Origin of the sequence: Microbacterium sp. NPDC056234 (assembly GCF_042267585.1) — a bacterium.
Classification (GTDB): Bacteria; Actinomycetota; Actinomycetes; order Actinomycetales; family Microbacteriaceae; genus Microbacterium.
This window is the reverse complement of record NZ_JBHJTE010000002.1, coordinates 477595-501195: the sequence shown is the minus strand read 5'-3', so window position 1 is coordinate 501195 and position 23601 is coordinate 477595. Positions and strand designations below refer to the sequence as shown.

The 23601-nt window shown below is 67.9% G+C and carries 25 protein-coding genes, 4 tRNA genes and 1 pseudogene; 10 read left to right on the top strand and 20 right to left on the bottom strand.

Going from position 1 to position 23601, the window contains the following annotated elements:
- The first annotated feature begins 39 nt into the window (after positions 1-39).
- Positions 40-1380 carry a DUF349 domain-containing protein gene (locus tag ACFCYE_RS08310; RefSeq protein ID WP_376177843.1) on the top strand — a complete coding sequence of 447 codons (1341 nt, stop codon included), beginning with the start codon at positions 40-42 and terminating at the stop codon, positions 1378-1380.
- A gap of 69 nt (positions 1381-1449) precedes the next feature.
- On the top strand, positions 1450-2010 hold the full coding sequence (locus ACFCYE_RS08305) for a hypothetical protein (protein ID WP_376177841.1): 561 nt from the start codon (positions 1450-1452) through the stop codon (positions 2008-2010).
- On the opposite strand, the gene ACFCYE_RS08300 is transcribed toward ACFCYE_RS08305, so the two are convergent.
- The 10 genes from ACFCYE_RS08300 to ACFCYE_RS08255 all read right to left on the bottom strand — a co-directional run bounded on the left by ACFCYE_RS08300 (position 1980) and on the right by ACFCYE_RS08255 (position 12204).
- Positions 1980-4226 (bottom strand): RelA/SpoT family protein, encoded by a 2247-nt coding sequence (locus ACFCYE_RS08300; protein ID WP_376177840.1) that lies wholly within the window; start codon positions 4224-4226, stop codon positions 1980-1982. The two genes, ACFCYE_RS08305 and ACFCYE_RS08300, sit on opposite strands and share 31 nt — an antisense overlap.
- Positions 4227-4291: 65 nt before the next feature.
- Positions 4292-5281: a protein translocase subunit SecF gene (gene secF / locus ACFCYE_RS08295; RefSeq protein ID WP_376177838.1), complete on the bottom strand. Its 990-nt coding sequence runs from the start codon at positions 5279-5281 to the stop codon at positions 4292-4294.
- Positions 5281-7014, bottom strand: coding sequence for a protein translocase subunit SecD (secD, locus tag ACFCYE_RS08290; protein WP_376177836.1), 1734 nt, complete (start codon positions 7012-7014; stop codon positions 5281-5283). Before secD ends, secF begins: the two co-directional genes overlap by 1 nt.
- A gap of 55 nt (positions 7015-7069) precedes the next feature.
- Positions 7070-7504, bottom strand: coding sequence for a preprotein translocase subunit YajC (gene yajC / locus ACFCYE_RS08285; RefSeq protein WP_376177835.1), 435 nt, complete (start codon positions 7502-7504; stop codon positions 7070-7072).
- Between the two features lie 69 nt (positions 7505-7573).
- A complete protein-coding gene (ruvB, locus tag ACFCYE_RS08280; RefSeq protein WP_376177833.1) occupies positions 7574-8602 on the bottom strand; it encodes a Holliday junction branch migration DNA helicase RuvB in 1029 nt (342 codons plus the stop codon).
- The gene (gene ruvA / locus ACFCYE_RS08275; protein WP_376177831.1) at positions 8595-9209 is read right to left on the bottom strand and encodes a Holliday junction branch migration protein RuvA; all 615 of its coding nucleotides are present in this window, start codon (positions 9207-9209) and stop codon (positions 8595-8597) included. The genes ruvB and ruvA overlap by 8 nt, the downstream gene beginning before the upstream one ends.
- A gap of 27 nt (positions 9210-9236) precedes the next feature.
- Positions 9237-9803: a crossover junction endodeoxyribonuclease RuvC gene (ruvC, locus tag ACFCYE_RS08270; RefSeq protein WP_376177829.1), complete on the bottom strand. Its 567-nt coding sequence runs from the start codon at positions 9801-9803 to the stop codon at positions 9237-9239.
- A 58-nt stretch (positions 9804-9861) separates the two neighbouring features.
- Entirely contained in the window at positions 9862-10458 is a 597-nt protein-coding gene (locus ACFCYE_RS08265; protein ID WP_376177828.1) for a GrpB family protein, read from the bottom strand.
- Between the two features lie 9 nt (positions 10459-10467).
- Positions 10468-11232 carry a YebC/PmpR family DNA-binding transcriptional regulator gene (locus ACFCYE_RS08260; RefSeq protein WP_376177826.1) on the bottom strand — a complete coding sequence of 255 codons (765 nt, stop codon included), beginning with the start codon at positions 11230-11232 and terminating at the stop codon, positions 10468-10470.
- 99 nt (positions 11233-11331) lie between these two features.
- The gene (locus ACFCYE_RS08255; protein WP_376177824.1) at positions 11332-12204 is read right to left on the bottom strand and encodes a DUF402 domain-containing protein; all 873 of its coding nucleotides are present in this window, start codon (positions 12202-12204) and stop codon (positions 11332-11334) included.
- Between the two features lie 190 nt (positions 12205-12394).
- Between ACFCYE_RS08255 and ACFCYE_RS08250 the strand changes: the two genes are divergently transcribed.
- Positions 12395-13258, top strand: a complete 864-nt coding sequence (locus ACFCYE_RS08250; protein WP_376177823.1) for a phosphotransferase family protein — start codon at positions 12395-12397, stop codon at positions 13256-13258.
- Positions 13259-13280: 22 nt separating this feature from the next.
- Here the strand turns inward: ACFCYE_RS08250 and pdxT are convergent, their stop codons facing one another.
- Positions 13281-13871, bottom strand: a complete 591-nt coding sequence (gene pdxT, locus ACFCYE_RS08245) for a pyridoxal 5'-phosphate synthase glutaminase subunit PdxT (RefSeq protein WP_376177821.1) — start codon at positions 13869-13871, stop codon at positions 13281-13283.
- Positions 13861-14754, bottom strand: coding sequence for a pyridoxal 5'-phosphate synthase lyase subunit PdxS (gene pdxS / locus ACFCYE_RS08240; protein ID WP_376177819.1), 894 nt, complete (start codon positions 14752-14754; stop codon positions 13861-13863). The genes pdxT and pdxS overlap by 11 nt, the downstream gene beginning before the upstream one ends.
- 86 nt (positions 14755-14840) lie before the next feature.
- On the opposite strand from pdxS, the gene ACFCYE_RS08235 reads away from it, so the two are divergent.
- Positions 14841-16157 (top strand): aminotransferase class I/II-fold pyridoxal phosphate-dependent enzyme, encoded by a 1317-nt coding sequence (locus ACFCYE_RS08235; protein WP_376177817.1) that lies wholly within the window; start codon positions 14841-14843, stop codon positions 16155-16157.
- Between the two features lie 29 nt (positions 16158-16186).
- Positions 16187-17038 (top strand): pyridoxal kinase PdxY, encoded by an 852-nt coding sequence (gene pdxY / locus ACFCYE_RS08230; RefSeq protein WP_376177816.1) that lies wholly within the window; start codon positions 16187-16189, stop codon positions 17036-17038.
- Positions 17039-17040: 2 nt separating this feature from the next.
- On the opposite strand, the gene ACFCYE_RS08225 is transcribed toward pdxY, so the two are convergent.
- Genes ACFCYE_RS08225 through thrS form a run of 3 tightly spaced genes read right to left on the bottom strand, consistent with a single transcriptional unit; the run spans position 17041 to position 19984 of the window.
- Entirely contained in the window at positions 17041-17448 is a 408-nt protein-coding gene (locus tag ACFCYE_RS08225) for a hypothetical protein (protein ID WP_376177815.1), read from the bottom strand.
- A gap of 35 nt (positions 17449-17483) precedes the next feature.
- A complete protein-coding gene (locus ACFCYE_RS08220) occupies positions 17484-18050 on the bottom strand; it encodes an HIT domain-containing protein (RefSeq protein WP_376177814.1) in 567 nt (188 codons plus the stop codon).
- The gene (gene thrS / locus ACFCYE_RS08215) at positions 18047-19984 is read right to left on the bottom strand and encodes a threonine--tRNA ligase (protein ID WP_376178158.1); all 1938 of its coding nucleotides are present in this window, start codon (positions 19982-19984) and stop codon (positions 18047-18049) included. Before thrS ends, ACFCYE_RS08220 begins: the two co-directional genes overlap by 4 nt.
- Positions 19985-20135: 151 nt before the next feature.
- Here thrS and ACFCYE_RS08210 point away from each other — a divergent pair, with 151 nt between their 5' ends.
- From ACFCYE_RS08210 to ACFCYE_RS08195, 4 genes and pseudogenes are all read left to right on the top strand, one after another.
- Positions 20136-20528, top strand: coding sequence for a hypothetical protein (locus tag ACFCYE_RS08210; RefSeq protein ID WP_376177813.1), 393 nt, complete (start codon positions 20136-20138; stop codon positions 20526-20528).
- Positions 20529-20571: 43 nt separating this feature from the next.
- Positions 20572-21924: a cryptochrome/photolyase family protein gene (locus ACFCYE_RS08205; protein ID WP_376177812.1), complete on the top strand. Its 1353-nt coding sequence runs from the start codon at positions 20572-20574 to the stop codon at positions 21922-21924.
- A pseudogene (locus tag ACFCYE_RS08200) lies at positions 21824-22093 on the top strand (AAC(3) family N-acetyltransferase); the annotation flags it as partial. The gene ACFCYE_RS08205 and the pseudogene ACFCYE_RS08200, both read left to right, overlap by 101 nt.
- On the top strand, positions 21988-22536 hold the full coding sequence (locus ACFCYE_RS08195) for an AAC(3) family N-acetyltransferase (protein ID WP_376177810.1): 549 nt from the start codon (positions 21988-21990) through the stop codon (positions 22534-22536). The pseudogene ACFCYE_RS08200 and the gene ACFCYE_RS08195, both read left to right, overlap by 106 nt.
- Here the strand turns inward: ACFCYE_RS08195 and ACFCYE_RS08190 are convergent.
- From ACFCYE_RS08190 to ACFCYE_RS08170, 5 genes are all read right to left on the bottom strand, one after another.
- Positions 22454-22735, bottom strand: a complete 282-nt coding sequence (locus ACFCYE_RS08190) for a hypothetical protein (RefSeq protein ID WP_376178181.1) — start codon at positions 22733-22735, stop codon at positions 22454-22456. The two genes, ACFCYE_RS08195 and ACFCYE_RS08190, sit on opposite strands and share 83 nt — an antisense overlap.
- Complete coding sequence (locus tag ACFCYE_RS08185; RefSeq protein WP_376177809.1) at positions 22732-22860, bottom strand: hypothetical protein; 129 nt, start codon at positions 22858-22860, stop codon at positions 22732-22734. The genes ACFCYE_RS08190 and ACFCYE_RS08185 overlap by 4 nt, the downstream gene beginning before the upstream one ends.
- Positions 22861-23074: 214 nt before the next feature.
- Positions 23075-23146, bottom strand: a tRNA-Val gene (locus tag ACFCYE_RS08180).
- Positions 23147-23173: 27 nt separating this feature from the next.
- Positions 23174-23244 (bottom strand) — tRNA-Cys (locus tag ACFCYE_RS08175).
- Between the two features lie 54 nt (positions 23245-23298).
- Positions 23299-23371, bottom strand: a tRNA-Gly gene (locus ACFCYE_RS08170).
- 149 nt (positions 23372-23520) lie between these two features.
- On the opposite strand from ACFCYE_RS08170, the gene ACFCYE_RS08165 reads away from it, so the two are divergent.
- Positions 23521-23593: transfer RNA gene (locus tag ACFCYE_RS08165), tRNA-Val, on the top strand.
- The last annotated feature ends 8 nt before the right edge of the window (positions 23594-23601 follow it).

Genomic DNA, 23601 nt, shown 5'->3' with positions numbered 1-23601 from the left:
CTTCCACCTCCCGCGGGATGACCGCGCAAGGAGCACATCGTGTCTGCCACCGAATCGCCGAAGCCGACTCCGCCCGTCCCCGCCCCGCCGCGGGTGCCGGGGCCGCCGCGCGTCCCCGTCGCCCCCGCCGCTCCAGTGGCGCCGACGGTCGCCGGCGCCGCCGACTGGGGCCGCGTCACGGAAGACGGCACCGTCGAGGTTCGCGAAGGCGATGCCTGGCGCGTCGTCGGCCAGTATCCGGATGCCTCGGGCGACGAGGCGATCGCCTACTTCGTCCGCAAGTTCGAAGACCTCGCTTTCAAGGTGACGACGCTCGAGCAGCGTCTTGCCGCCGGCGGTGCCGCTGCCGGTGAGCTGACCGCCCAGGCTTCGCACCTGATGGCCGAAGTGACGGATGCCGCGGCCGTCGGTGATCTCGCCGGCCTGCGCGAGCGTCTGGACGCGCTGACCGCATCTCTCGCGGAGGCCAGCGCTCAGGAGGCCGAGCAGGCCAAGGAGCTGCTGGACCAGGCGATCGCCGAGCGCAGCGTGCTCGTCGAACGCATCGAGACCATCGCCGCCGGAGACCTGTCGAAGGCGCATTGGAAGCAGGTCACCGCCGAGGTCACCGAGCTGTTCGACGCATGGCAGGCGCAGCAGCAGAACGGTCCACGTCTGCCCAAGTCCGTCTCGCAGCAGCTGTGGAAGCGATTCCGCGATGCTCGCGCGACGATCGATCGTCAGCGCCGCGCGTTCTACGCCGATCTCGACGAGACCCACAAGGCTGCACGCGACGTCAAGACCCGCCTCGTGGAGCGCGCTGAAGCACTCGCTCCGCGCGGTGTCGACGGCATCCCGTCCTATCGCGCGCTGCTGGACGAGTGGAAGGCCGCCGGTCGCGCCGGCCGCAAGGTCGACGACGCCCTGTGGGCGCGCTTCAAGGCTGCCGGCGACGCACTGTACGCGGCGCGTGCCGAGCAGAGCGCCGCGGAAGAGGCCGACTCGGCTCCGAAGATCGAGGCGCGCACAGCGCTTCTCGATCAGGCCAAGGCCGTCGCCGACGAGCCGAACATCAAGCGTGCTCGTGCGCTGCTGACCAACATCCAGCGGCAGTGGGACGACGTGGGACGCATCTTCCCGCGTGACAAGGAACGTGCACTCGACGACAAGCTGCGCGTCATCGAGCAGGCGCTGAAGGCTCGCGAGGACGTGGACTGGAAGAAGAACAACCCCGAGACGAAGGCTCGAGCCAACGACATGAGCCAGCAGCTGCTGGACGCGATCGAGAAGCTCGAGACCGAGAAGGCCGCCGCAGAGAAGTCGGGCGACAAGAAGGCAGCTGCTGAAGCCGCGGCCGCGCTCGAGGCGCGGCGCGCCTGGCTCAACGCGCTCGGCGGCTGAGCCCGCCCGTTATCCACAGAAGCCGTCCTCCTGTCCATCCGGAGGGCGGCTTCCGTGCACACTGGGCGCATGCATCCCGAGCTGCTGTATCGACCAGGCCTGTCTCTCTCGGCGGCCGAGTTGCAGGCGATGCGCCTGGACGGGCTGGTGTTCGAGGTGGGCGACGCATTCCTCCCGGCTGACATCCCCGAGACTGCGGACGCGCGGATGCTTTCGCTCGCGCCCCACGTGCGCGCTGAGCACGTCGTCTCCGGCACGACCGCGGCCTGGATCCATGGTGCCGGCGACGGACGGCCGGCCCGATGCCATGTCCGCCCGCATGTGCAGCGCCGGCTGCGTGCACCGTCGGACCCGGACGTCGTGCTCCACGACGGGGTGGTGCCGCCGACAGAGATCCAGGTCTTCGCCGGCATGCGGGTGCTCACCGTACCGGCGACGCTCGTGGATCTTGCCAGATCCGATCGGGAGGCCGACGCGCGCACGTGGCTGCTCGCGCTTCTCGCGCTTCAGCCGACGCAGGTCTCCCCCGCCATCGACCTGCTGCGCGCACGCGAACGCCTGCCCGGTAAACGGCGGGCCATCGCGATGCTCGAGTCCTGCTACGACGAAGTGACTCGATACACGTCGTAGACGGCGTCGATGCGGCGCACGGCGTTGAGGACCCGATCGAGGTGCACGGCGTCGCCCATCTCGAAGACGAACCGGCTGAGGGCGAGGCGTTCGTCCGTGGTCGTGACCGTGGCCGACAGGATGTTCACGTGATGCTCGCTGAGCACGCGCGTGACATCCGAGAGCAGACCCGACCGGTCGAGCGCCTCGACCTGGATCTGGACGCGGAACACGCTCTTCGACGTCGGCCCCCATTCGACGTCGACGAAACGCTGTTCGTCGGCGCTGAGCGCCCTGACGTTCACGCAGTCCGTGCGGTGCACCGATACCCCGCTGCCACGGGTCACGAAGCCGACGATCGCGTCGCCGGGGACGGGGGTGCAGCACTTCGCGAGTTTGACGAGGATGTCCGATGCGCCGCGCACGAGCACCCCGGAGTCACCGGCACGCGGTTCGCGGGATGGGACCACCGGAATCGTGATGGCTCCGGTGCTGGTCTCCTCGGCGGCGACGAGGGCAGTGACCTTCTCGATCACCGACTGCGTGGAGACGTGCCCTTCGCCCACGGCTGCGTACAGAGCCGACACATCCTCGTAGTGCAGCTGACGAGCCAGCTCCGAGAACGACTCCTGGCTCATCAGGCGCTGCAGCGGAAGATTCTGTCGGCGCATCGCGCGGGCGATGGCCTCCTTGCCCTGCTCGATCGCCTCCTCGCGACGCTCCTTCGTGAACCAACCACGGATCTTGTTGCGGGCGCGAGTGCTCTTGACGAATCCGAGCCAGTCCTGGCTGGGACCTGCATCAGGGTTCTTGGAGGTGAAGACCTCGACGACGTCGCCGCTGGTGAGCACGGACTCCAGCGGGACAAGTCGCCCGTTCACCTTCGCGCCCATCGTGCGATGGCCGATCTCGGTATGAACGGCGTAGGCGAAGTCCACGGGCGTCGCGCCGGCCGGCAACCCGATCACGCGCCCCTTCGGTGTGAAGACGTAGACCTCTTTGGCGCCGATCTCGAAACGCAGCGAATCCAGGAACTCACCCGGATCGGCCGTCTCGGCCTGCCAGTCGGAGATGTGCGCGAGCCAGGCCATATCGGTGTCGGAGGCGCGGAGTTCGGCCTTGCCGCCGTTCATCCGCTCTTTGTACATCCAGTGGGCCGCGACGCCGAACTCGGCCTGCTGGTGCATCTCATGCGTGCGGATCTGGATCTCGACCGTGCGACCGCTCGGCCCGATCACCGTCGTGTGCAGCGACTGGTAGAGGTTGAACTTGGGCGTCGCGATGTAGTCCTTGAAGCGGCCGGGCAGGGGTGTCCATCGCGCGTGGATCGCGCCGAGCACCGCGTAGCAGTCGCGTACGGAGCCCACCAGGACGCGGATGCCGATCAGGTCGTAGATGTCGTCGAACTCGCGGCCCCGGATGACCATCTTCTGGTACACCGAGTACAGCTGTTTGGGCCGGCCGACGACCTTTCCGCGGATGCGGAGGTCGCGCAGGTCCTCATCGATCGCCTCGATGACCTGGCCGAGGTATTTCTCGCGCTGCGGGGTGCGCTGCGCGATCAGGCTGTTGATCTCGGCGTAGATCTTGGGGTGCAGCACGGCGAAGGAGAGATCCTCGAGCTCGCTCTTGATCGCCTGGATACCGAGGCGATGCGCCAGCGGCGCGTAGATCTCGAGCGTCTCCTTGGCCTTCTTCGCCGCCTTCTCCGGCGGGACGAAGCCCCACGTGCGCGCATTGTGGAGGCGGTCGGCGAGCTTGATGAGCAGCACGCGGATGTCCTTCGACATCGCCACGATCATCTTGCGGACGGTCTCGGCCTGCGCGCTTTCGCCGTACTTGACCTTGTCGAGCTTCGTGACGCCGTCGACGAGCATCGCGACCTCGTCGCCGAACTCGGCGGTCAGCTCGCTCAGGGCATAGCCGGTGTCTTCGACCGTGTCGTGCAGCAGCGCGGCGGCGATGGCACGGGGACCGAGCCCGAGCTCGGCGAGGATCTGAGCGACGGCGAGCGGGTGCGTGATGTACGGCTCACCGCTCTGGCGCTTCTGCCCGGTGTGCTTCTCCTTGGCGACCGCGTATGCGCGATCGATGATCGCGAGATCGCCCTTGGGGTGGTTCGCCCGGACGGTGCGGTTGAGCATGTCCAGGTCGTCGACGCGGGGCGCGCGCGAGAAGATGCGGGGTACGAGTCGTCTGAGACTTGATCCCTGCGTCTGCGTGTTCGCCTCCGCCATCGTCTTACCTCCCGGGCTCTGCAATCTTACGCGCCTGAGCGGGGCCCCAGCCCCATCGAGGCGCGTCAGACACTTGCGGCGGCGCGTTCACGCGTCTCGCGGATGCGCGCATCGCGCTCGGTGATCGCGGGCTCCTTCTCGCGGAACAGCGAGTACAGGGGCGCTGCGACGAACAGCGTCGAGTACGTCGCCACCAGGATGCCGATGAAGATCGACAGCGAGATGTCCGTGAGCGTCTCGGCGCCGAGCCAGAAAGCACCGATGAACAGGATCGCTCCGACCGGCAGCGCCGCGACGATGGACGTGTTGATCGATCGCACCAGCGTCTGGTTCACCGCGAGGTTGACGGACTCCCCGAACAGCCGGGCGGACTTCTCGCCGTCCTCGGTCGTGTTCTCTCTGATCTTGTCGAACACGACGGTGGTGTCGTACAGCGAATACGCGAGGATCGTCAGGAAGCCGATCACAGCCGCGGGCGAGATCTCGAAGCCGGCCACGGAGTAGATGCCGACCGTGATGATGAGCACGTCGACGAGACCGAGGATGGCGGCGGCGGACATCTTCCAGGTGCGGAAGTAGATCGCGAGGATCAGGAAGGTCAGCGCCAGGAAGATCACGAGCCCCCACAGCGATTGGCGGGTGACGTTCTCGCCCCAGGCCGGGCCGATGAACGAGGACGTGACCTCGCTTCGTTCGACCTCGTAGGCATCGGCGAGTGCGGCGGCGACCTGCTGCGTCTCGGTGGCGCTCATCTGCGACGTCTGGACCCGAACGTCGGTCTCACCGATGACGGCCACCTTCGTCGTCGCATCGGGTACGACCTCGTGCACGGCATCGGTTGCGAGACCCTGGTCGGTCGACGATGGCGCCGCCACGGTGAACTGCGAGCCGCCGGTGAACTCGATGGAGAACTGGGGCGGGCGGATGAACAGCACGAGGATCGAGCCGACCACCAGCGCGATGGCGATCCAGAACCACAGGCGGCGCTTCGCCACGAAGGGGAACGAGGTCCTGCCCGTGTAGAGGTTGTTGCCGAACTCATTCATGGAGAACATCAGTGCTCGCCCTCGTTTCCGGTCGTGCTGGTCGATTCGGAGGATGCCAGCGCCTCGGCGCGCTTGCGTTCCGCGATCGTCTGACGACGGTCGGCTTCGGCCCGCGAACGCGCGTTCTTGGCTCCGCGGCCGGCGCTGGCGGTCTCGACCTCCCGGTACTGGGTGCGGGTGTGGTAGACCGCGCCCAGGCTCTCCGGGTCGAGTCCGGACAGCTTGTGCCCTTCCCCGAAGAACTTGGTGCGGACGAGCAGCTGCATCACCGGGTGCGTGAAGATCACGAAGATGAACACGTCGATGAGGGTCGTGAGACCGAGGGTGAAGGCGAAGCCCTTCACGGTGGCATCCGCGAGGATGTAGAGCACGACGGCGGCGAGGACGTTGATCGACTTCGAGATGTAGATGGTGCGCTTGGCGCGACCCCAGCCGTCCTCGACAGCGGACGTGACGGACTTGCCGTCGCGGAGCTCGTCTCGGATGCGCTCGAAGTAGACGATGAACGAGTCGGCCGTGAACCCGATCGACACGATCAGGCCGGCGACGCCGGCGAGCGACAGCCGGTAGCCGATGCGCCACGCGAGGATGCAGATGATGATGTACGTCAGCACGGCCATGACCGCGATCGATGCGATGATCACCCAGCCGAGAGCGCGATAGCTGAACAGCGAGTACAGCGCGACCAGTGCCAGTCCGATGAGACCCGCGATCAGGCCGATCTGCAGCTGCTGCGTACCGAGGGTCGCGGAGACCGTGTCGGTGCTCTCGACCGTGAAGCTCAACGGCAGCGCACCGTACTTGAGCTGGTCGGCGAGGACCTGGGCGGTGTCCTGTGTGAAGCTGCCCGAGATGCTCGGATTGCCGTCCAGGATGACGCCGTTCATCTGAGGAGCCGAGATGACCTTGCCGTCGAGAACGAACGCGAACTGGTCACGCGGGCTCAGCCCGTCGATCTTGTTCTGATAGAGGCGCTGGCTGATGTCACCGAACACACCGGCGCCGTCGTCGTCGAGATCGAGCTGGACGATCCACGCTCCGGAGCGGGGATCGCGACCGCTGGTCGCATCGTCGATGGACGTGCCGTCGAGCTCCTGCGGGCCGAGGATGTATTTCGTCGTCCCGAGGTCGTCGCACGTGATGAGCGGCTGATCGGATGGCGCGTTGGACGGGTTGTTCTGCGGGTTGGTGCAGTCGTAAGCCAGGAACTCCTGCTGCAGCTTCTCGGTCACCCACGACAGGTCGCTGGAATCCGTCGGCTCGGTGCTGGGCACCGCGTTGGCCGATGGGTCGGGGGTCGGGTACGGCGTGGTGTTGCCGTCATCACCTGTGAACTCGGTGGCCGCGCCCGTCGTGTAGATGACGGGACGCAGTTCGAGCTGCGCCGCGGCACGGATGCGCTCGAGGGTCTCCTCATCCGCCTCGCCAGGGATCTGGACCACGATGTTGCGGCCGCCCTCGGTGGTGATGTCCGCCTCGGCGACACCGGAGGCATCCACGCGCTGGCGGATGATGTCCGATGCCTGCGCGAGCTGCTCCTGCGTCGGATCGGATCCGTCCTCCGTCACGGCACTGAGGATGATCTGGGTGCCGCCCTGGAGGTCGAGCGCCAGCTCCGGCGTCCACGAGCTCTGCTTGAAGCCGTAGACGCCGAGCGCATTGATGCCGAACAGGGCGGCCGTCACCAGGAGCAGGCCGAGAAGGACCCGCCATGCATGACGGGTCGGAGTGGAGGATGCCACGTGGTCGCGCTTTCTGAGAAGTCAGACGGGGATGATGAGCGTACTCGCTGCGATGCTACTTGGCGTCGGTGTCGCCCTCGAGACGCGCACGCGTCTGCTCGGGGGTCTCGACACCGTAGGACGCGTCATCGACGATTGCGGCATCCGCCGAGTCGCGCGTGTCGACGTCGACGACGTCAGCGGCATCCTCGTCGGCCTCGAGCTCGTCGTCGACGTCCTCCGTGGGCTCCACGATGCGCAGGATCGCCTGGCTGTGCACCTCGACGACGGCGCCGGGGGCGAGTTCGATCTGAGCGGGCTGGTCGAGGTTCTCGGGATCGAACGAGACGACGGTGCCGTAAAGACCGCCCTGCAGGAGCACCTTGGCTCCGGGGATCGTCTTCTCAGCCTTCTCCGCCTGCTCGGCCTTCATCTGCTTGTTGCGCTTGCGAGTGTTGATCACCATGAAGATGAGGAGAACCGCAAGAAGACCGAACAGCATGATTTCCATCAGGAGGAACCTTTCCAGGGCGCACGCGCCAGAGCGTGCAAAAGAGGGGTCGGGGGAAGCCTTCAGCGATTATAGGTCATCGAACAATGCGGCCCCGTCCGGATGGACGACGCCGAGATGCTCGTAGGCCTCCGGCATCGCGACACGACCGCGCGGCGTCCGCCCGAGGAAGCCGATCCGCACGAGATACGGTTCGACCACGCTCTCAACGGTTTCGGCTTCTTCGCCCACGGCGACCGCGAGCGTGCTGAGTCCGACGGGTCCTCCACGGAACCGCCTGACCAGCGTGTCCAGCACGGCGCGGTCGAGTCGGTCGAGGCCGATCGGGTCGACGTCGTAGAGCTCGAGAGCTGCTCGGACGTCGGCGACCGAAGCGGTATTCCCGGCGCCGTGGACCAGCGCATAGTCGCGCACGCGGCGCAGCAGCCGGTTAGCGATACGGGGTGTCCCGCGAGACCGACGGGCGATCTCGGCGCGGGCATCCTGGGGGAGCTTCACATCCAGGACGAGCGCAGAGCGCGCGATGACCCGCTCGAGGTCGGATTCGTCGTAGAACTCGAGATGGCCGGTGAAGCCGAAGCGGTCACGCAGCGGATTGGGCAGAAGCCCGGATCGGGTGGTCGCGCCGACGAGCGTGAAGGGGGCCAGATCCAGCGGGATGCTGGTGGCACCTGCGCCCTTTCCGACCATGATGTCGATGCGGAAGTCCTCCATCGCGAGGTACAGCATCTCCTCGGCCGACCGTGCCATCCGATGGATCTCGTCGATGAAGAGCACCTCCCCGGGGACGAGACTGGAGAGCAGCGCCGCGAGGTCACCCGCATGCTGGATCGCCGGCCCGCTGCTGAGCCGCAGCGGTCGCTGGCTCTCGTGCGCGACGATCATCGCGAGCGTCGTCTTGCCGAGTCCTGGCGGGCCGGCGAGAAGGATGTGGTCGGCCGGCCGCTGCTGGATCCGAGCGGCCTCGAGCAGCAGTTGCAGCTGCCCCCGGACCTTGGGCTGGCCGACGAATTCGTCGAGGCTGGCCGGACGCAACGCACCCTCGATCGCGAGCTCGACCTCGTCCTGGGGCTCTGCTGCGTCGCGGGCGTCAGCCACGGCTTCCTCCCTGCGCCGGTCCGAGCAGGGCGAGCGTGCGTCGCAGCAGCGCCGACACCGACGAGCGTTCTGCCTCGCTCGCCTGCTCGAGCGTCTGCGCGGCGGCCTCGACCGCCACCTTCTCCGACCAGCCGAGTCCGACCAGCGCAGCCGTCACCTGATCGGCGACATCGGGCGCGACGGAACCGACTCGTGCGGCCGGAGCCGGCGCGTGCACCTTGCCGGCGAGCTGCAGGACGATGAGCTTCGCCGTCTTCGGCCCGACGCCCGACACGCGTCGGAAGGGGGCGTCATCCTCTGCCGTCACCGCCTCGGCGATCTGATCGACCGTGAGGTGCGACAGCACGCCGAGCGCGGATTTCGGACCGACGCCGGTCACGCCCAGCAGCAGGCCGAAGATCTCGAGCTCGTCGCGCTCGGCGAAACCGAACAGGCTCAGGGCGTCCTCGCGCACGATGAGACTCGTGTGCAGCTGGAGCCGCTCCCCCACGCGTGCCGTGTGCGCGACGTCCGCAGGCACGGCGACGGAGAAGCCGACTCCTCCGACCTCGATGACGACCTGATCGGACGTGGCGTGCAGGACGACGCCGTGCAGAGAGGAGATCATCTGTCCAGCCTAGAAGACGGATCGTAGTTATGTTCGAGCGACACGCTCGGCCTCTGCCCAGGCACGCTGCGCGGGCGTCAGGCTGCCGCCGACGCGGCCGACGCCGGCGTCGCGACGCCACGCATGGCAGAGGGCGATCGCCAGGGCATCCGCCGCGTCGGCAGGCTGCGGCGGCGCGTCCAGGCGGAGGATGCGCGCGATCATCGATTGGACCTGCCTCTTGTCCGCCGAGCCGTACCCGGTCACGGCAGCCTTGACCTCGCTCGGCGTGTGCGTCTCCGCGGGCAGTCCGGCCTCAGCGGCGACGAGCAGAGCGACCCCGCTGGCCTGAGCCGTTCCCATGACCGAGTGGCTGTTGTGCTGCGCGAACACACGCTCGACGGCCACGGCATCCGGGCCGTATGCCGCCACGACCTCGCGGATTCCCGCAGCGACGGCTGCCAGTCGCTCACCGACCGGTGCATCCACAGGCGTGCGCACGACACCGACGTGCACGAGGCTCGCTCGCCGCGATCGACCGACGTCGACCACACCGATGCCGCAGCGGGTGAGGCCGGGGTCGATCCCGAGCACGCGAATCGTCGAGGTCGTCACTCCTCCAGGCTAGGCGTGGCAGGGTGCGCCGCGTCGGCGGCGCGCCCGGCCGACCGCCTCAGCGCCCGTTCCACCCCATCGCCGACTGCGCGCGATCCATGAAGGCGGACTTCGCTCGGGTGTAGTCGTCGTAGTCGGGCGCGTCCGCGAAACCCGCGGCCAGGTCGCGCTTGGTCGCCTCGTAGCTCGCGCGCGCATCCGGATCGGTGCGCAGCCAGTCGCGGAAAGACCTCACGAAGTCCGCGAACGGCGAGTCCTCTCGCCGCACGTGCAGGATGACGCCGTCGATCGAATCGGAGCCGGCGGACGTATCAGCGAACAGGAGCAACTTCTCGTGACCGTCGCTCGTGCAACCCGGTCGGGGGATGTCGGCGTGGACGCCGGGCGAGTCGGGACGGGAGCCGACCGCACGAACGAATCCGGCGCTCTTCAGGGCCGTCTCGAGTCGAGTCGGATCCGGAAGCTGCGTCACGAGCAGTTGAAGATCGAGGAACGGCTTCGCCGCGAGGCCCGGGACCGCGGTCGAGCCGATGTGATCGATTCGAGCGTCCATCGGCACCTCGGTCGCAACGAGGCCGGCGCGCACGCGCGACGTCCAGTCGGCGGCGAGGCTCGGCCAGTCCTCGTCGTACGGGACGATCAGCGGCGCCGCCACGTCCGGCGCCTACTCCTCGTCGTCGTTCTCGAGTTCGGCCTGGACCTCGGCGGTCAGGTCGAAATTGCTGAAGACGTTCTGCACGTCTTCGCTGTCCTCGAGCGCGTCGATCAGGCGGAAGACCTTGCGCGCGGTGTCCGCGTCGATCTCGACCTTGAGGTTCGGCACGAACTCGACGTCGGCGGACTCGTACTCGATGCCGGCATCGACCAGCGCGGAGCGCACGCTGACCAGGTCTGTGGCCTCCGTGACGATCTCGAAGCCCTCGGCATGCGGCTCGATCTCCTCGGCGCCCGCTTCGAGCGCGGCCATCATGACGTCATCCTCGGTCGTGCCCTCGGACTTCACGACGATGACGCCCTTGCGGCTGAAGTTGTAGGCGACGCTGCCGGGGTCGGCGAGGGTGCCCCCATTGCGCGTGAGAGCCGTGCGCACCTCGGCGGCCGCGCGGTTCTTGTTGTCCGTCAGACACTCGATCATGAGGGCGACGCCGTTGGGTCCGTAGCCTTCGTACATGATCGAGGTGTACTCGACGGCTTCGCCGCCGATGCCCGCGCCGCGCTTGATCGCGCGGTCGATGTTGTCCTTCGGGACGGAGGTCTTCTTCGCCTTGAGCACCGCGTCGAACAGGGTCGGGTTGCCCTGGAGGTCAGCACCGCCCAGCTTGGCGGCGACCTCGATGTTCTTGATGAGCTTGGCCCACGACTTCGCGCGCTTCGCGTCGATCGCAGCCTTCTTGTGCTTCGTGGTGGCCCACTTGGAATGCCCGGACATATGACTCCCGCTCGTCTCTCGCGCCCTCGTCTGCAACCGTTCGGGGCGAGGGCGCCGTTTATTCTACGCGGTTCCGCAGCGCGGTCCCGTGACCACGGATCAGCCGTGGATGCTGGTGGCCCCGGATCTCTGCCGTGCTTCGCGGATCGCCGCCGTGTCTGGCAGCTCGACGGGCTCATCCATGGCGGCATCGGGTGCCCATCGCTCCCATCCCTCATCCAACGGCCAGGAACCGTCTTCGATGAACTGCCGGCAGGCGTGGTCGGCCAGCGCACGAACGGCGTCCGCCTGCTCAGCGGTGAATCGCCCCTGCTCCACGGCCGCATCGAGCTCGTCGGCATCCTTCAGCCAGATGTCCTCCGACCCTGGGTGGGTGGCATCCACCCACACGTCCAGCACGAGATCGCGCGTGATGATCGACGGCGGCTCCCCCGCCGTGCGCCGATGCGGCAGTTCCAGATTCACGTAGGCCCCACTGGGGGTGCCGTCGGCGTCGCGGAAGAACCAGACCGACCACGGCTGCCCGGTCGGCGCGACGCGGACGATGCCCTGGCCGCGCCAGGTGGATTCGCGGATGACCCACGGCACGGTGAACCGCTCTTCCAAAGGCACGTCACGCGACCTGCGCCCATCCGCCGGCACCGACTCGAGCCGGGCCGAACCGGAGGGGATCCACACCACGAGTCCGCGACTGTCATCGCGGATCACTCGCGCGGTCTCGACGAATCGTCGGTAGCGCCAGAGGATCACGTCCGCCGGTGCGAACACCGGCGCGGCATCGCCCGCCGCCACCGCATCGTCGAGAAGGGATCCGACGTGCGCGTCGTCGTGCTCATCCGCCAGCAGCGCGACCGCCTCGTCCACACTCATCTCGCGCCCCGAGACGGGCAGCCACCCCTCACCACGGCGTCCGATGAGCGTGGCGTTCCCGCCGCTGGAGCTGACATCCATGGATCCGATCGGGAGGCGCATGCGCAAACGCTACCGTCCCTCGGAACCGACTCACGCGGCGAACCGCGACAGGCTGCCGAGAACCGCTCGGGCGAATGCTACGTTCGACCCCGACACGGAGGCCGCGGCGGGGAGGGATGCATCGATGCGCATGGGAGCGGACCGGCAGCGGCCTGCGTGGGCGTCCCTGCCAGGGGAACTCAGGTCACGCGTGATCGAGGCCATGGGCGGCCGGTACGTGTCCGATGAGCCGTCGCACGGCGGGTTCAGCGCCGGCTATGCGGGACTGGTCCGCACCACGTCGGGTCGTACGTTCGTGAAGGCGGTCGCTGCCGGCGGGCACGCCGATTCGATGCAGTTCCTCCGGCGCGAGATCGCGGTCCTCGAGCTGCTCCCCGACGGCGCCGGCCCTGCGTTGCACGCTCGTATCGACGACGACTCCGGCGTGGCCGCGCTGCTGGAGCCGATCGACGGCACTCAGCCCGGCGCCCCCTGGTCCGATGCGGATCTGGGGGCTGTCGCGAGCCGTCTGCGATCGCTTGCGCACACCACGGCACCGTCATCCCTGCGCGCGGCCGGCGACAGCCTGATCCCCGCCTTCACGCGCTGGCCCGAGATCTCCGCGAGTTCCACGCTGCTCGCAGGGCTTCCCCCGGGAATCCGCGAACGGATGCCGAGGCTGCTGGATCTCGGAACCGCGTTCGCCGACGCCATCGCCGGTGATGCGCTCATGCACGGCGACCTGCGCGCCGACAACCTGCTGATCGACGTCGACGGCGCGCGTCTCGTGGATTGGCCGCATGCCGCCCGCGCCGCCCCGTGGACGGATCTGCCGATCTTCCTGCCCAGCGTCGAGGCTGCGGGCGGACCCTCGTGCGGGCGCGCATGGACGGTGTTCGAGGGGCACGGTGCTCCGGCGCCGGAATCGATGCTGCCGGTCATCGCCGGCGTCGCGTCGTTCTTCTGGTTCCAGCAGTCGCTCCCCGAGATACCTCAGCTGCCGGGCCTGCGCGCATTCCAGCGCGCACAGGCCGTTCCCGCCCTGCGCTGGCTCAGCACGCTGCTGTCGAACTGACCGACCGCGCAGGAGGCAGATCTCAGCGCGTTTCCACGTGCGCCAGGAAGCGCCGGTGGAACCGGTCCTCCCCTGCCACCTCCGGATGGAACGACGTTCCGATGAGGCGTCCCTGCTCGACTGCGACCACACCGCCGTCCGGCAGCGTGCCGATCGCCGTCGCGCGGGCGCCGACGCTCTCGATCAGCGGCGCGCGGATGAACGTGGCATGCACCGGAGCATCGAACCCGTCGATGTCGAGCGAGGTCTCGAACGACTCCGTCTGGCGGCCGAAGGCGTTACGACGCACCACGACATCGAGACCGCCGAAGCTCTGCTGCCCCTCGGCACCGTCGAGCACCCGATCGGCGAGGAGGATCAGCCCCGCACAGGTTCCGAACACCGGCAGTCCGTCGGCGATCGCCGCCCTCAACGGCTCGGCGAGCCCGAAGGCGCGCGCCAGCTTGTCGATCACGGTCGACTCACCACCGGGCAGGACGAGACCGTCGACCGCCGCGAGCTCCTCCGGACGTCGCACGAGTGAAACGTCGGCCCCCAGGCCCTCCAGAACGCGAGCGTGCTCGCGCACGTCGCCCTGAAGGGCGAGGACACCGACCCGTGGACTACCAGCCACGTTCGGCCAGGCGGTGCGGGGCCGGCAGATCCGTGACGTTGATGCCGACCATCGCCTCGCCGAGACCGCGCGAGACCTCGGCGATGACCTTGGCGTCGTCGAAGAAGGTGGTCGCCTTCACGATCGCCTTCGCGCGCTCCGCCGGGTTGCCGGACTTGAAGATGCCGGAGCCGACGAACACGCCGTCCGCCCCCAACTGCATCATCATCGCGGCATCCGCGGGGGTGGCGACGCCGCCGGCGACGAACAGGACGACAGGGAGCTTGCCGGTCTCGGCGATCTCGGCGACCAGGTCGTACGGAGCCTGCAGCTCCTTCGCGGCGACGAAGAGCTCGTCCTTCGGCAGCGCCGTGAGAGCCGCGATCTCGCCGCGAATCCTGCGAATGTGCTTCATGGCCTCCGAGACGTCGCCGGTGCCGGCCTCGCCCTTGGAGCGGATCATCGCGGCGCCCTCGTTGATCCGGCGAAGTGCCTCGCCCAGGTTCGTGGCACCGCACACGAACGGCACCGTGAAGCCGAACTTGTCGATGTGGTTCACGTAGTCGGCCGGTGAGAGCACCTCGGACTCGTCGATGTAGTCGACACCGAGCTCCTGCAGGACCCGCGCCTCGACGAAGTGGCCGATGCGTGCCTTGGCCATCACCGGGATCGAGACGGCGTCGATGATGCTGTCGATCATGTCGGGGTCGCTCATGCGAGAGACCCCGCCCTGGGCCCGGATGTCGGCGGGGACGCGCTCGAGGGCCATGACGGCGACCGCACCGGCATCTTCGGCGATCTTGGCCTGGTCCGCCGTGACGACGTCCATGATCACGCCGCCCTTCAGCATCTCTGCGAGGCCGCGCTTGACGCGCCCGGTTCCGGTGGCGACTGGCTGGGACATCGGGTTTCCCTTCAACGAGGTCAATGATCCTTTTGATCTATGCCAAAAGATAGCACTGTCGCAGGACGAACTAGACTCGTATGTCGATGGGTGACACGAACGAACAGATCACCGGCGCGACGGCTGCCGAGATCGCTGCCAGCGTGCGCGGGCTGCGCGACCGCGGACTGCTCCGCGCCGGCGACGTGCTGCCACCCGTTCGGGAACTCGCCGAGCGGCTCGGCGTCAACCGCAACACCGCCGTCGCGGCCTATCGCCAGCTCGTCCAGGCCGGGCTCGTGCAGACTCGCGGCCGCGCGGGCACCGTCATCGCCGGGCATGCACCGGCGGCGCAGGACGGTTACGCCGCGGACACGGTGCTGCGAGACGTCGGCACCGGCAATCCGGACCCCGCGCTCATCCCGGACCCCTCCCCCGTGCTGGCCGGCTTCGGCGGGCGTCCGGTGCTGTACGGCGAACCCGTGATCGATCCCGGCCTGGAGGCCTGGGCACGCGAGTGGATGTCGTCCGCGCTGCCGACCGCCGATTTCCGCATCACCATCACGAGCGGAGCCGTGGATGCCGTGGAGCGGCTGCTCGCTCAGGCGCTGGCCCGCGACGACGCGGTGGCGCTCGAGGACCCGTGCTTCCTCGCCAGCATCCATACCGTGCGGCTCGGCGGCTACCGGGCGATTCCGGTGCCGGTGGACGAGGAGGGCATGACCGTCGCCGGTCTCCGCGCCGCGCTGGATGCCGGAGTGCGGGCCGTGATCTGCACGCCCCGCGCCCAGAACCCGACGGGTGCACGGCTGACACCCGAACGCGCTGCACAGCTGCGCGCCGTCCTGGCCGACTACCCCTACGTCCTGCTCATCGAGGACGATCACTTCTCGATGCTGTCACCGCATCCGTACGAGTCGCTCATCACGGCCGATCACCGTCGTTTCGCCCTGATCCGCAGCGTCTCGAAGTTCCTGGGGCCCGACATGTGCCTTGCGGTCGCCGCCACGGACCCCGAGACGGCGGCGCGGCTCGCGGAACGCCTGAGCCCTGGCACGACCTGGGTCAGCCATCTGCTGCAGCGGCTCGTACTCGGGCTGGTCACGGACGATGCCGTCCAGGCCCAGATCGCCGCAGCCGGCAGGCACTACGCGCAGCGCAACGGCGCGTTCGCCGACCGGCTGCGCGAGCACGGGCTGCACGCGACGCAGGGCGACGGGATGAACCTCTGGGTCGAACTGCCCGACGCGGCCACTGTGGTCTCTGAGCGCATGATGCGTCGTGGATGGCTCGTCCGTACCGGAGACGCCTTCCGGCTCACCGACCGCGCCACCCCGTCGCGCCACCTGCGCCTGACCGTCCATGACCTCTCCGACGACGAAGGCGATGCGCTGCTCGCCGATCTCGTCGCCGCCACCCGCTGAACGTCCCACTCGTCGAGAAAGAGCAAACAATGAAGATCCTGTCGATCCAGTCCGCTGTCGCGTACGGCCACGTCGGCAACTCCGCAGCAGTGTTCCCCCTGCAGCGCATCGGCGTCGACGTGCTCCCGGTGTACACCGTGAACTTCTCCAACCACACCGGGTACGGGGCCTGGCGCGGTCCTCTCATCGACCCGTCGGACGTCCGCGACGTCATCACCGGTGTCGAGGAACGCGGCGCGTTCGCGAAGGTCGACGCGGTGCTGTCGGGCTATCAGGGCGGCGAAGGCATCGGCGAGGTCATCATCGACGCCGTCGCGCGGGTCAAGGCCGCGAACCCTGCGGCGCTGTACGCCTGCGACCCGGTGATGGGCAACGCGAAGAGCGGATGCTTCGTCGCGCCGGCGATCCCCGAGCTCCTGCGCGAGAAGGTCGTTCCGGTCGCGGACATCATCACGCCGAACCAGTTCGAACTCGGATTCCTCACCGGGACGGAGCCGGACTCCCTGGAGTCGACGCTGTCCTCCGTGGACGCGGCGCGGGCTATGGGGCCTTCCGTCGTGCTGGTGACCAGCGTCGAACGTCCCGACCGCGAGGAGGGCACGATCGAGATGCTCGCCGTCGACGACGAGGGCGCGTGGATCGTGCAGACGCCCTATCTGCCGATGAAGGCGAACGGCTCTGGCGATGTCACGGCGGCGCTCTTCACCGCGCAGTACGTCGAGACCGGCAGCGCGCAGACGGCGTTGGAGCGCACCGCATCCAGCGTCTACGACCTGCTGAAGCTCACCCTGGAGTCAGGTGAGCGCGAGCTGCAGCTGATCGAAGCGCAGGAGTTCTACGCGAACCCTCGCATGCAGTTCACCGCGCGCCAGGTGCGCTGAGCTCACGCCGACGGGCGGTCGAGCGCCGATCGCAGGCTGTGCTCGATCTCGTCGACCGAGCCCGCCATCGTGGCGAGCTCGCCGGCGTCGAGGGCGACCTCGACCGCGCCGTCATCCCATCGCGCGAGCATCACGGGCAGCGTCAGCTCGCTCACGACGACGGCGACCTGCCGATCGAGCTCGTTGCGGTGCACGACCGAGATCGGCACGGGGAAGCGCGCGACCATCCGGTCCCAGGCGGCCTTGCGCCGCACGGGTGAGTGCGTGATGTCGCACAGCGCGCACTCGGTGCGTCCGAGAAGGTGTCCGACGACGTATCGCACCTCGCCGACGAGGCCACCGTCAGCGTTGTACACGCCGGTGAAGGCGGTGATCCGCCGCCGTTCGCCCCGAGTGTGCACATCCGACATGCCGCCACCCTATGCGACGGCGCGTCCACCTCGGATCACGGCGACGGCCAGGCTCCCGCCACGGCGTGACGGACCTCGCCGAGCAGCTGCGGGAGGGCCTTCGTCTTCGCGATGATCGGGAAGAAGTTCGCGTCCGACGACCAGCGAGGCACGATGTGCTGATGCAGGTGCGCGTCGACGCCGGCGCCGGCCACCGCACCCTGATTCATTCCGAGGTTGAAGCCGTCGCAGTTGGAGACGGAGCGCAGGACGCGCATCCCGGTCTGCGTGAGTGCGCCGATCTCGGCGACCTCCTCCGGCGTCGCCTGGTCGTACGTGGCGATGTGCCGGTACGGGCAGACGAGCAGGTGCCCGGAGTTGTACGGGAACAGGTTCAGCAGCACGTACGACGTGCGACCGCGGGCGACGATCAGGCGCTCCTCGTCGGCGTGCTTGGGCGCCTCGCAGAACGGGCACTCCTCGCGCAGCGGTTCGGGTCCCGCCTCGATGTACGCCATCCGGTGCGGGGTCCACAGCCGCTGGAACTCGTCGGGGACGCCGGCGAGGTGCGCGGCGTCCTCAGGGAACACCGCCGGTCCTGCGCCGCCATCCTGGCCGGTCACGCCAGATCCCCCGCCTTCAGCACGAGCGCGTGCGCCTCGATCGCCTGACGGATCCTGGCCACGGCATCCGCCACAGGTACACCGTTCTCCTGGGTGCCGTCGCGGAAGCGGAATGAGACGGTGCCCGCGGCGCTGTCCTGCTCACCGGCGATGAGGATCAGCGGCACCTTCGACGTGGTGTGGTTGCGGATCTTCTTCTGCATGCGGTCGTCGGAGTGGTCCACGTCGGCCCTGACGCCGGCATCGCGCAGCTGCGCCACGACGTCCTCGAGGTATCCGGCGTACTGTTCGGCGACGGGTACGCCGACGACCTGCACAGGTGCGAGCCAGAGCGGGAAGTCTCCCGCGTAGTGCTCGAGGAGGATCGCGAAGAAGCGCTCGACCGAGCCGAGCAGCGCACGGTGGATCATCACCGGTCGGTGCTTCTGCCCGTCGGGACCGGTGTATTCGAGCTCGAAGCGCTCCGGCTGATTGAAGTCCAACTGGATGGTCGACATCTGCCAGGTGCGACCGATCGCATCGCGTGCCTGCACCGAGATCTTCGGACCGTAGAAGGCCGCACCACCGGGGTCGGAGACCAGTTCGAGACCGGATGCTTCGGCGACCTCGCGCAGCGTGTCGATCGCATCGGTCCACTGGGCGGGCTCACCCAGGAACTTCGGGTTGCCCTCTTCGTTCGTGGAGAGCTCGAGGTAGAAGTCGTTCAGACCGTAGTCGCGCAGCAGCTCGAGGACGAGGTTGAGGTTGGTGGTGAGCTCTTCCTTGACCTGGTCCTGGGCGACGTAGATGTGCGCGTCGTCCTGAGTCAGACCGCGCACGCGCGTCAAGCCGGACAGCGTTCCGCTCTTCTCATAGCGGTACACGGTGCCGAACTCCGCCAGGCGCAGCGGCAGCTCGCGGTACGAGCGACCGCGCGACCGGTAGATCAGGTTGTGGAACGGGCAGTTCATGGGCTTCAGGTAGTAGTCCTGGCCCTGGCGAGTGACGTTGCCGTCCTCGTCGCGCAGCTCATCGAGGTGCATCGGGGGGAACATGCCGTCCGCATAGGTCTGCAGGTGCCCCGACGTCTGGAACAGATCCTTCTTCGTGATGTGCGGGCTGTTGACGACGTCGTAGCCGTTGCGCAGCAGGTGCCGACGCAGATTCTCTTCGATCTCGTAGCGGATGATGCCGCCCTTGGGGTGGAACACCGCCAGGCCGGAGCCGATCTCGTCGGGGAACGAGAACAGGTCCATCTCCGCGCCGAGCTTGCGGTGATCGCGACGCTCGGCCTCGGCGAGGCGCTCCTGGTACGCGCGCAGCTCGTCCTTGGACGGCCATGCCGTGCCGTAGATCCGCTGCAGCTGCGGGTTCTTCTCGCTGCCGCGCCAGTAGGCGGCGGCTACACGGGTCAGGTCCCAGCCGTTGCCGACCATGCGGGTGCTCGGGACGTGGGGACCGCGGCAGAGGTCCTTCCAGGCGACATCGCCGTCACGCGTGACGTTGTCGTAGATGGTGAGCTCGCCGGCGCCCACCTCGACGGAGGCGCCCTCTGCGGCATCCGCACCGGAGCCAGGCCCGCCTGCGAGTTCGACGAGTTCGAGCTTGAAGGGCTCGTTCGCGAGCTCGGCGCGCGCCTCGTCTGCGGAGACGACACGACGGGTGAAGCGCTGGCCCTCGCGGACGATGCGCTGCATCTCCTTCGAGATCGCCTTGAGGTCCTCCGGGGTGAACGGGGTCTCGACGCCGAAGTCGTAGTAGAAGCCGTCGGTGATGAACGGACCGATGCCGAGGTTCGCCTCGGGGCGCAGACGCTGCACCGCCTGAGCGAGCACGTGCGCAGTGGAGTGACGCAGGATGTTCAGCCCATCAGGGCTGTCGATCGTGATCGGCTCGACCGTGTCGCCGTCCGTCACGACGGCGGCGAGATCCTTGAGCTCGCCGTTGACGCGCATGGCGACGACGTTTCGATCGGTGAACAGGGCGAAGCCGTCATTCGGCCGGGCGTTCTCAGGCACAGAAGATCTCCATTTGGTCGATACCCAGGTTACTCGAACCTGCATCGCTCCGACCGCCGTCGAAGACCCTCCCCTGTAGCGTGAGCGCATGAGAGCACTCGCCCGCTGGGCCCTCGCCATCGCCCTTGCGGCCATCGGTGTGATGCACTTCACGCAGACGCGCGGTTTCCGCGTCGTGGTGCCGGACTGGGCGGTGCGGATCAGTCGGCTCGACAAGAACGCGATCGTGCGCGCATCTGGCACCGTCGAGGCGGTACTCTCCGCCGCTCTGATCGCGCTGCCTCGCGCGAGACGAGAGGCAGGGTGGGCGACAGCAGCGTTCTTCGTGGCGGTCCTCCCGGGGAACGTCCACCAGTGGCGCACGGGACGCTCCACCCCGGGACTCGATACGGATGCACGACGGTTCGGGCGTCTCTTCCTGCAGCCTCTGCTGGTGCTCTGGGCGCTCTGGGCCACGGATGGACACCGGGTTCGACGCTGACGTGCGCTGAGTCATCGTCCGAGGCGTGAGTGACAATGGGGCCATGCCCTCACCGTCACTCGTCTGGTTCCGCGACGACCTTCGGATCGCGGACAACCCCGCGCTGCACGCCGCCGTCGAGCGTGGCGAACCGGTGGTGGCCGTGTTCATCCTCGACGAGGAGTCGGCGGGCTTCCGCCCCCTCGGAGCGGCGTCCCGGTGGTGGCTGCACCACTCGCTCTCATCGCTGACCGACAGGTTGCACGAGTTCGGCGTCTCGCTCGTCCTGCGCCGAGGAGCCGCGGACCGCGTGATCCGGCAGCTCGTCGGCGAGGCGCGAGCAGGCGCGGTGTTCTGGAACCGCCGATACGGAGGCCCGGAGCGCGCCGTCGACGCGGGGATCAAGGCCGCTCTGCGCGAAGAAGGCGTCGCGGCCGAGTCCTTCGCCGGATCGCTGCTGCACGAACCATGGACAGTCACTACCGGGAGCGGCACGCACTATTCCGTCTTCACGCCGTTCTGGCGCGCCTGCCTCGCCCTTCCGGTGCCTCGCTCCCCTCTGCCTGAACCGCAGGAGATCTCGGGGACCGCGGACGCTCCGGAGACGGACGCTCTCGACGACTGGGCACTGCTGCCTACGGCGCCCGACTGGGCAGGCGGCCTGCGCGAGACATGGGAGCCGGGTGAGCCGGCGGCACGAGGACGCCTCGCAGAGTTCCTCGAGAACGATCTCCCCGCCTACGACAGAGCGCGCGACGAGCCGTCCGCCGGCGCGACGTCGCGTCTCTCGCCGTATCTGCGCTGGGGAGAGGTGAGCCCGTTCACGGTCTGGCACGACGCGGTCGCCGCGGACGGCGCCGGACGCTTCCTGTCCGAACTCGGTTGGCGCGAGTTCGCCTGGCACACGCTCTATCACTTCCCCGACCTCGCCACGCAGAACCTTCGTCCGGAGTTCGATGCGTTCCCCTGGCCACCGCTGGATCCGTCGCGGCTCGACGCGTGGGAGAACGGCGAGACCGGCGTGCCGCTGGTGGATGCCGGGATGCGCGAGCTCTGGCACACCGGTTACATGCACAACCGTGTCCGGATGGTGACGGCATCGTTCCTCGTGAAGAACCTCCTCATCGACTGGCGGCTGGGCGAGGAATGGTTCTGGGACACGCTCGTCGACGCGGACAGCGCGAACAACGCGTTCAACTGGCAGTGGGTGGCGGGATCGGGCGCGGACGCCGCACCGTATTTCCGCGTCTTCAACCCGGAGCTGCAGGCCAGGAAATTCGATCCGCAGGGCCGCTACATCTCGCGCTGGGCGACGGATGCCCCCGCCGAACCGATCGTCGACCTCGGCGAGACGCGGAAGGCTGCGCTCACTGCATACGAGGCCGTCAAGCGAGCACCGCGCACACGCTCCCGCTGAAACGAGCTCGAGATCGAAGGACGCTCCGGCGAAGTGGGAGCATCCCCCGGTTCCCGAATCCTGGTGGCAGATCATCCGCGACGAGATGCCGGCGTTCGAACCGGCTGTCAGCCCGAGCCGAGGCATGGGCGCGATCGCCGAGCAGGTGCGGACCTGGCCCGGTGCAGAGCGCGCAGCGCACATCCGCAGACATCGTTCGCCGCCGTCGGCGGGCGGGCGTGTGACGTCGTCGCGCGGCATCCATTCGGTTGCGCTCTCGGAACCGAGTCGCCGCTGGGAGCTCTGGAGGCGATGGATGCCGTGGTGCTCCTGCTCGGCGTCGGATACGACAGCTGCACCTGCTTCCATCTCGCGGAGTATCGTCAGGACGATCCGCCTGGGGAGCGGGTCGCAGCGGCTGTCTGTGATGATTCCGGCTCACGGGTATGGAAGACATGGACGGATGTCGCGCTCGACGATGAGGATTTCGAGGACATCGGTGCCGATCTCGAGGCGAACGGTGCCGTGTCCGTCGGACGCGTCGGGGCGGCTACGAGTCACCTTTTCTCGATGCGGGATGCCGTGGCTCACGCGACGACGTGGATGACCGATCATCGCCCTCGTCCAACGTGAGCATGTGCTCGTGCCGCCGACGTCGCCACGCGATCAACAGCAGACCGATGCCCAGCACGCACAGCCCCGCGTTCACGACGAGGTAGGCACCCCCATCCGTGCTGCCGGACTGGATCACCGACCAGGAGGCGACGGAGCCGAGGAGCGCCACGCACAGCGACAGGACGCCGCCACGGATCAGCGCGGTGTGCTCCGTCATCGGGACGGGCGGTTGTCCTGATTTGCACGGCCTTTGGCCAGCACGGCCTGCACTGTCGCCAGAACTGCTCCGACGATGCCGCAGCCGAGCAGCAGGTATCCGATCATCAAGCCTTCGACGGCCATGTCATTCCCCCTCGTGGATGTACACATCCAGCCTTGCCGACATACCGAGCGATGTCTGTAGGCCGAAAGGGGGACGAGATCATCGGGCCGACGCCGGAGGAGACAGGCAGTGCCGGCCAGGCCGAGCCGATCCCGACGGTGGGAGGTGCGGTGACCCCTGCGATGCGCCGGCCGAAACGAAGAAAACCCCCGGAAATCCGGGGTTTTCAGTGTGTGCGCGATACTGGGATCGAACCAGTGACCTCTTCCGTGTCAGGGAAGCGCGCTACCGCTGCGCCAATCGCGCCCGTTGGGGCTATTCAGTTAGGCAGAGAGGTGGCGACGGGATTCGAACCCGTGTAAACGGCTTTGCAGGCCGGTGCCTAGCCTCTCGGCCACGCCACCAGGAGGTGGATTCGAACCCACATGCCGAAACTCCCGAAGGAGTCCCTGCACTCGAGCGGATGACGAGACTCGAACTCGCGACCCCAACCTTGGCAAGGTTGTGCGCTACCAACTGCGCTACATCCGCGTTGTGTTCCGGCTGACCGGGCACTTGTAAAACAATAGCCGACGTTCCGCGCGACGCCAAACCGAGCCGGGATCTCGGGTGTGTCTCGAAAGTGGTCAAAAGAGGCTCACAGCGTCCGGTAGTATCGGTTGTCGACCCCAGAGGGTCTTGGGCGATTGGCGCAGTTGGTAGCGCGCTTCCTTCACACGGAAGAGGTCGTCGGTTCGAGTCCGGCATCGCCCACAGTAGAT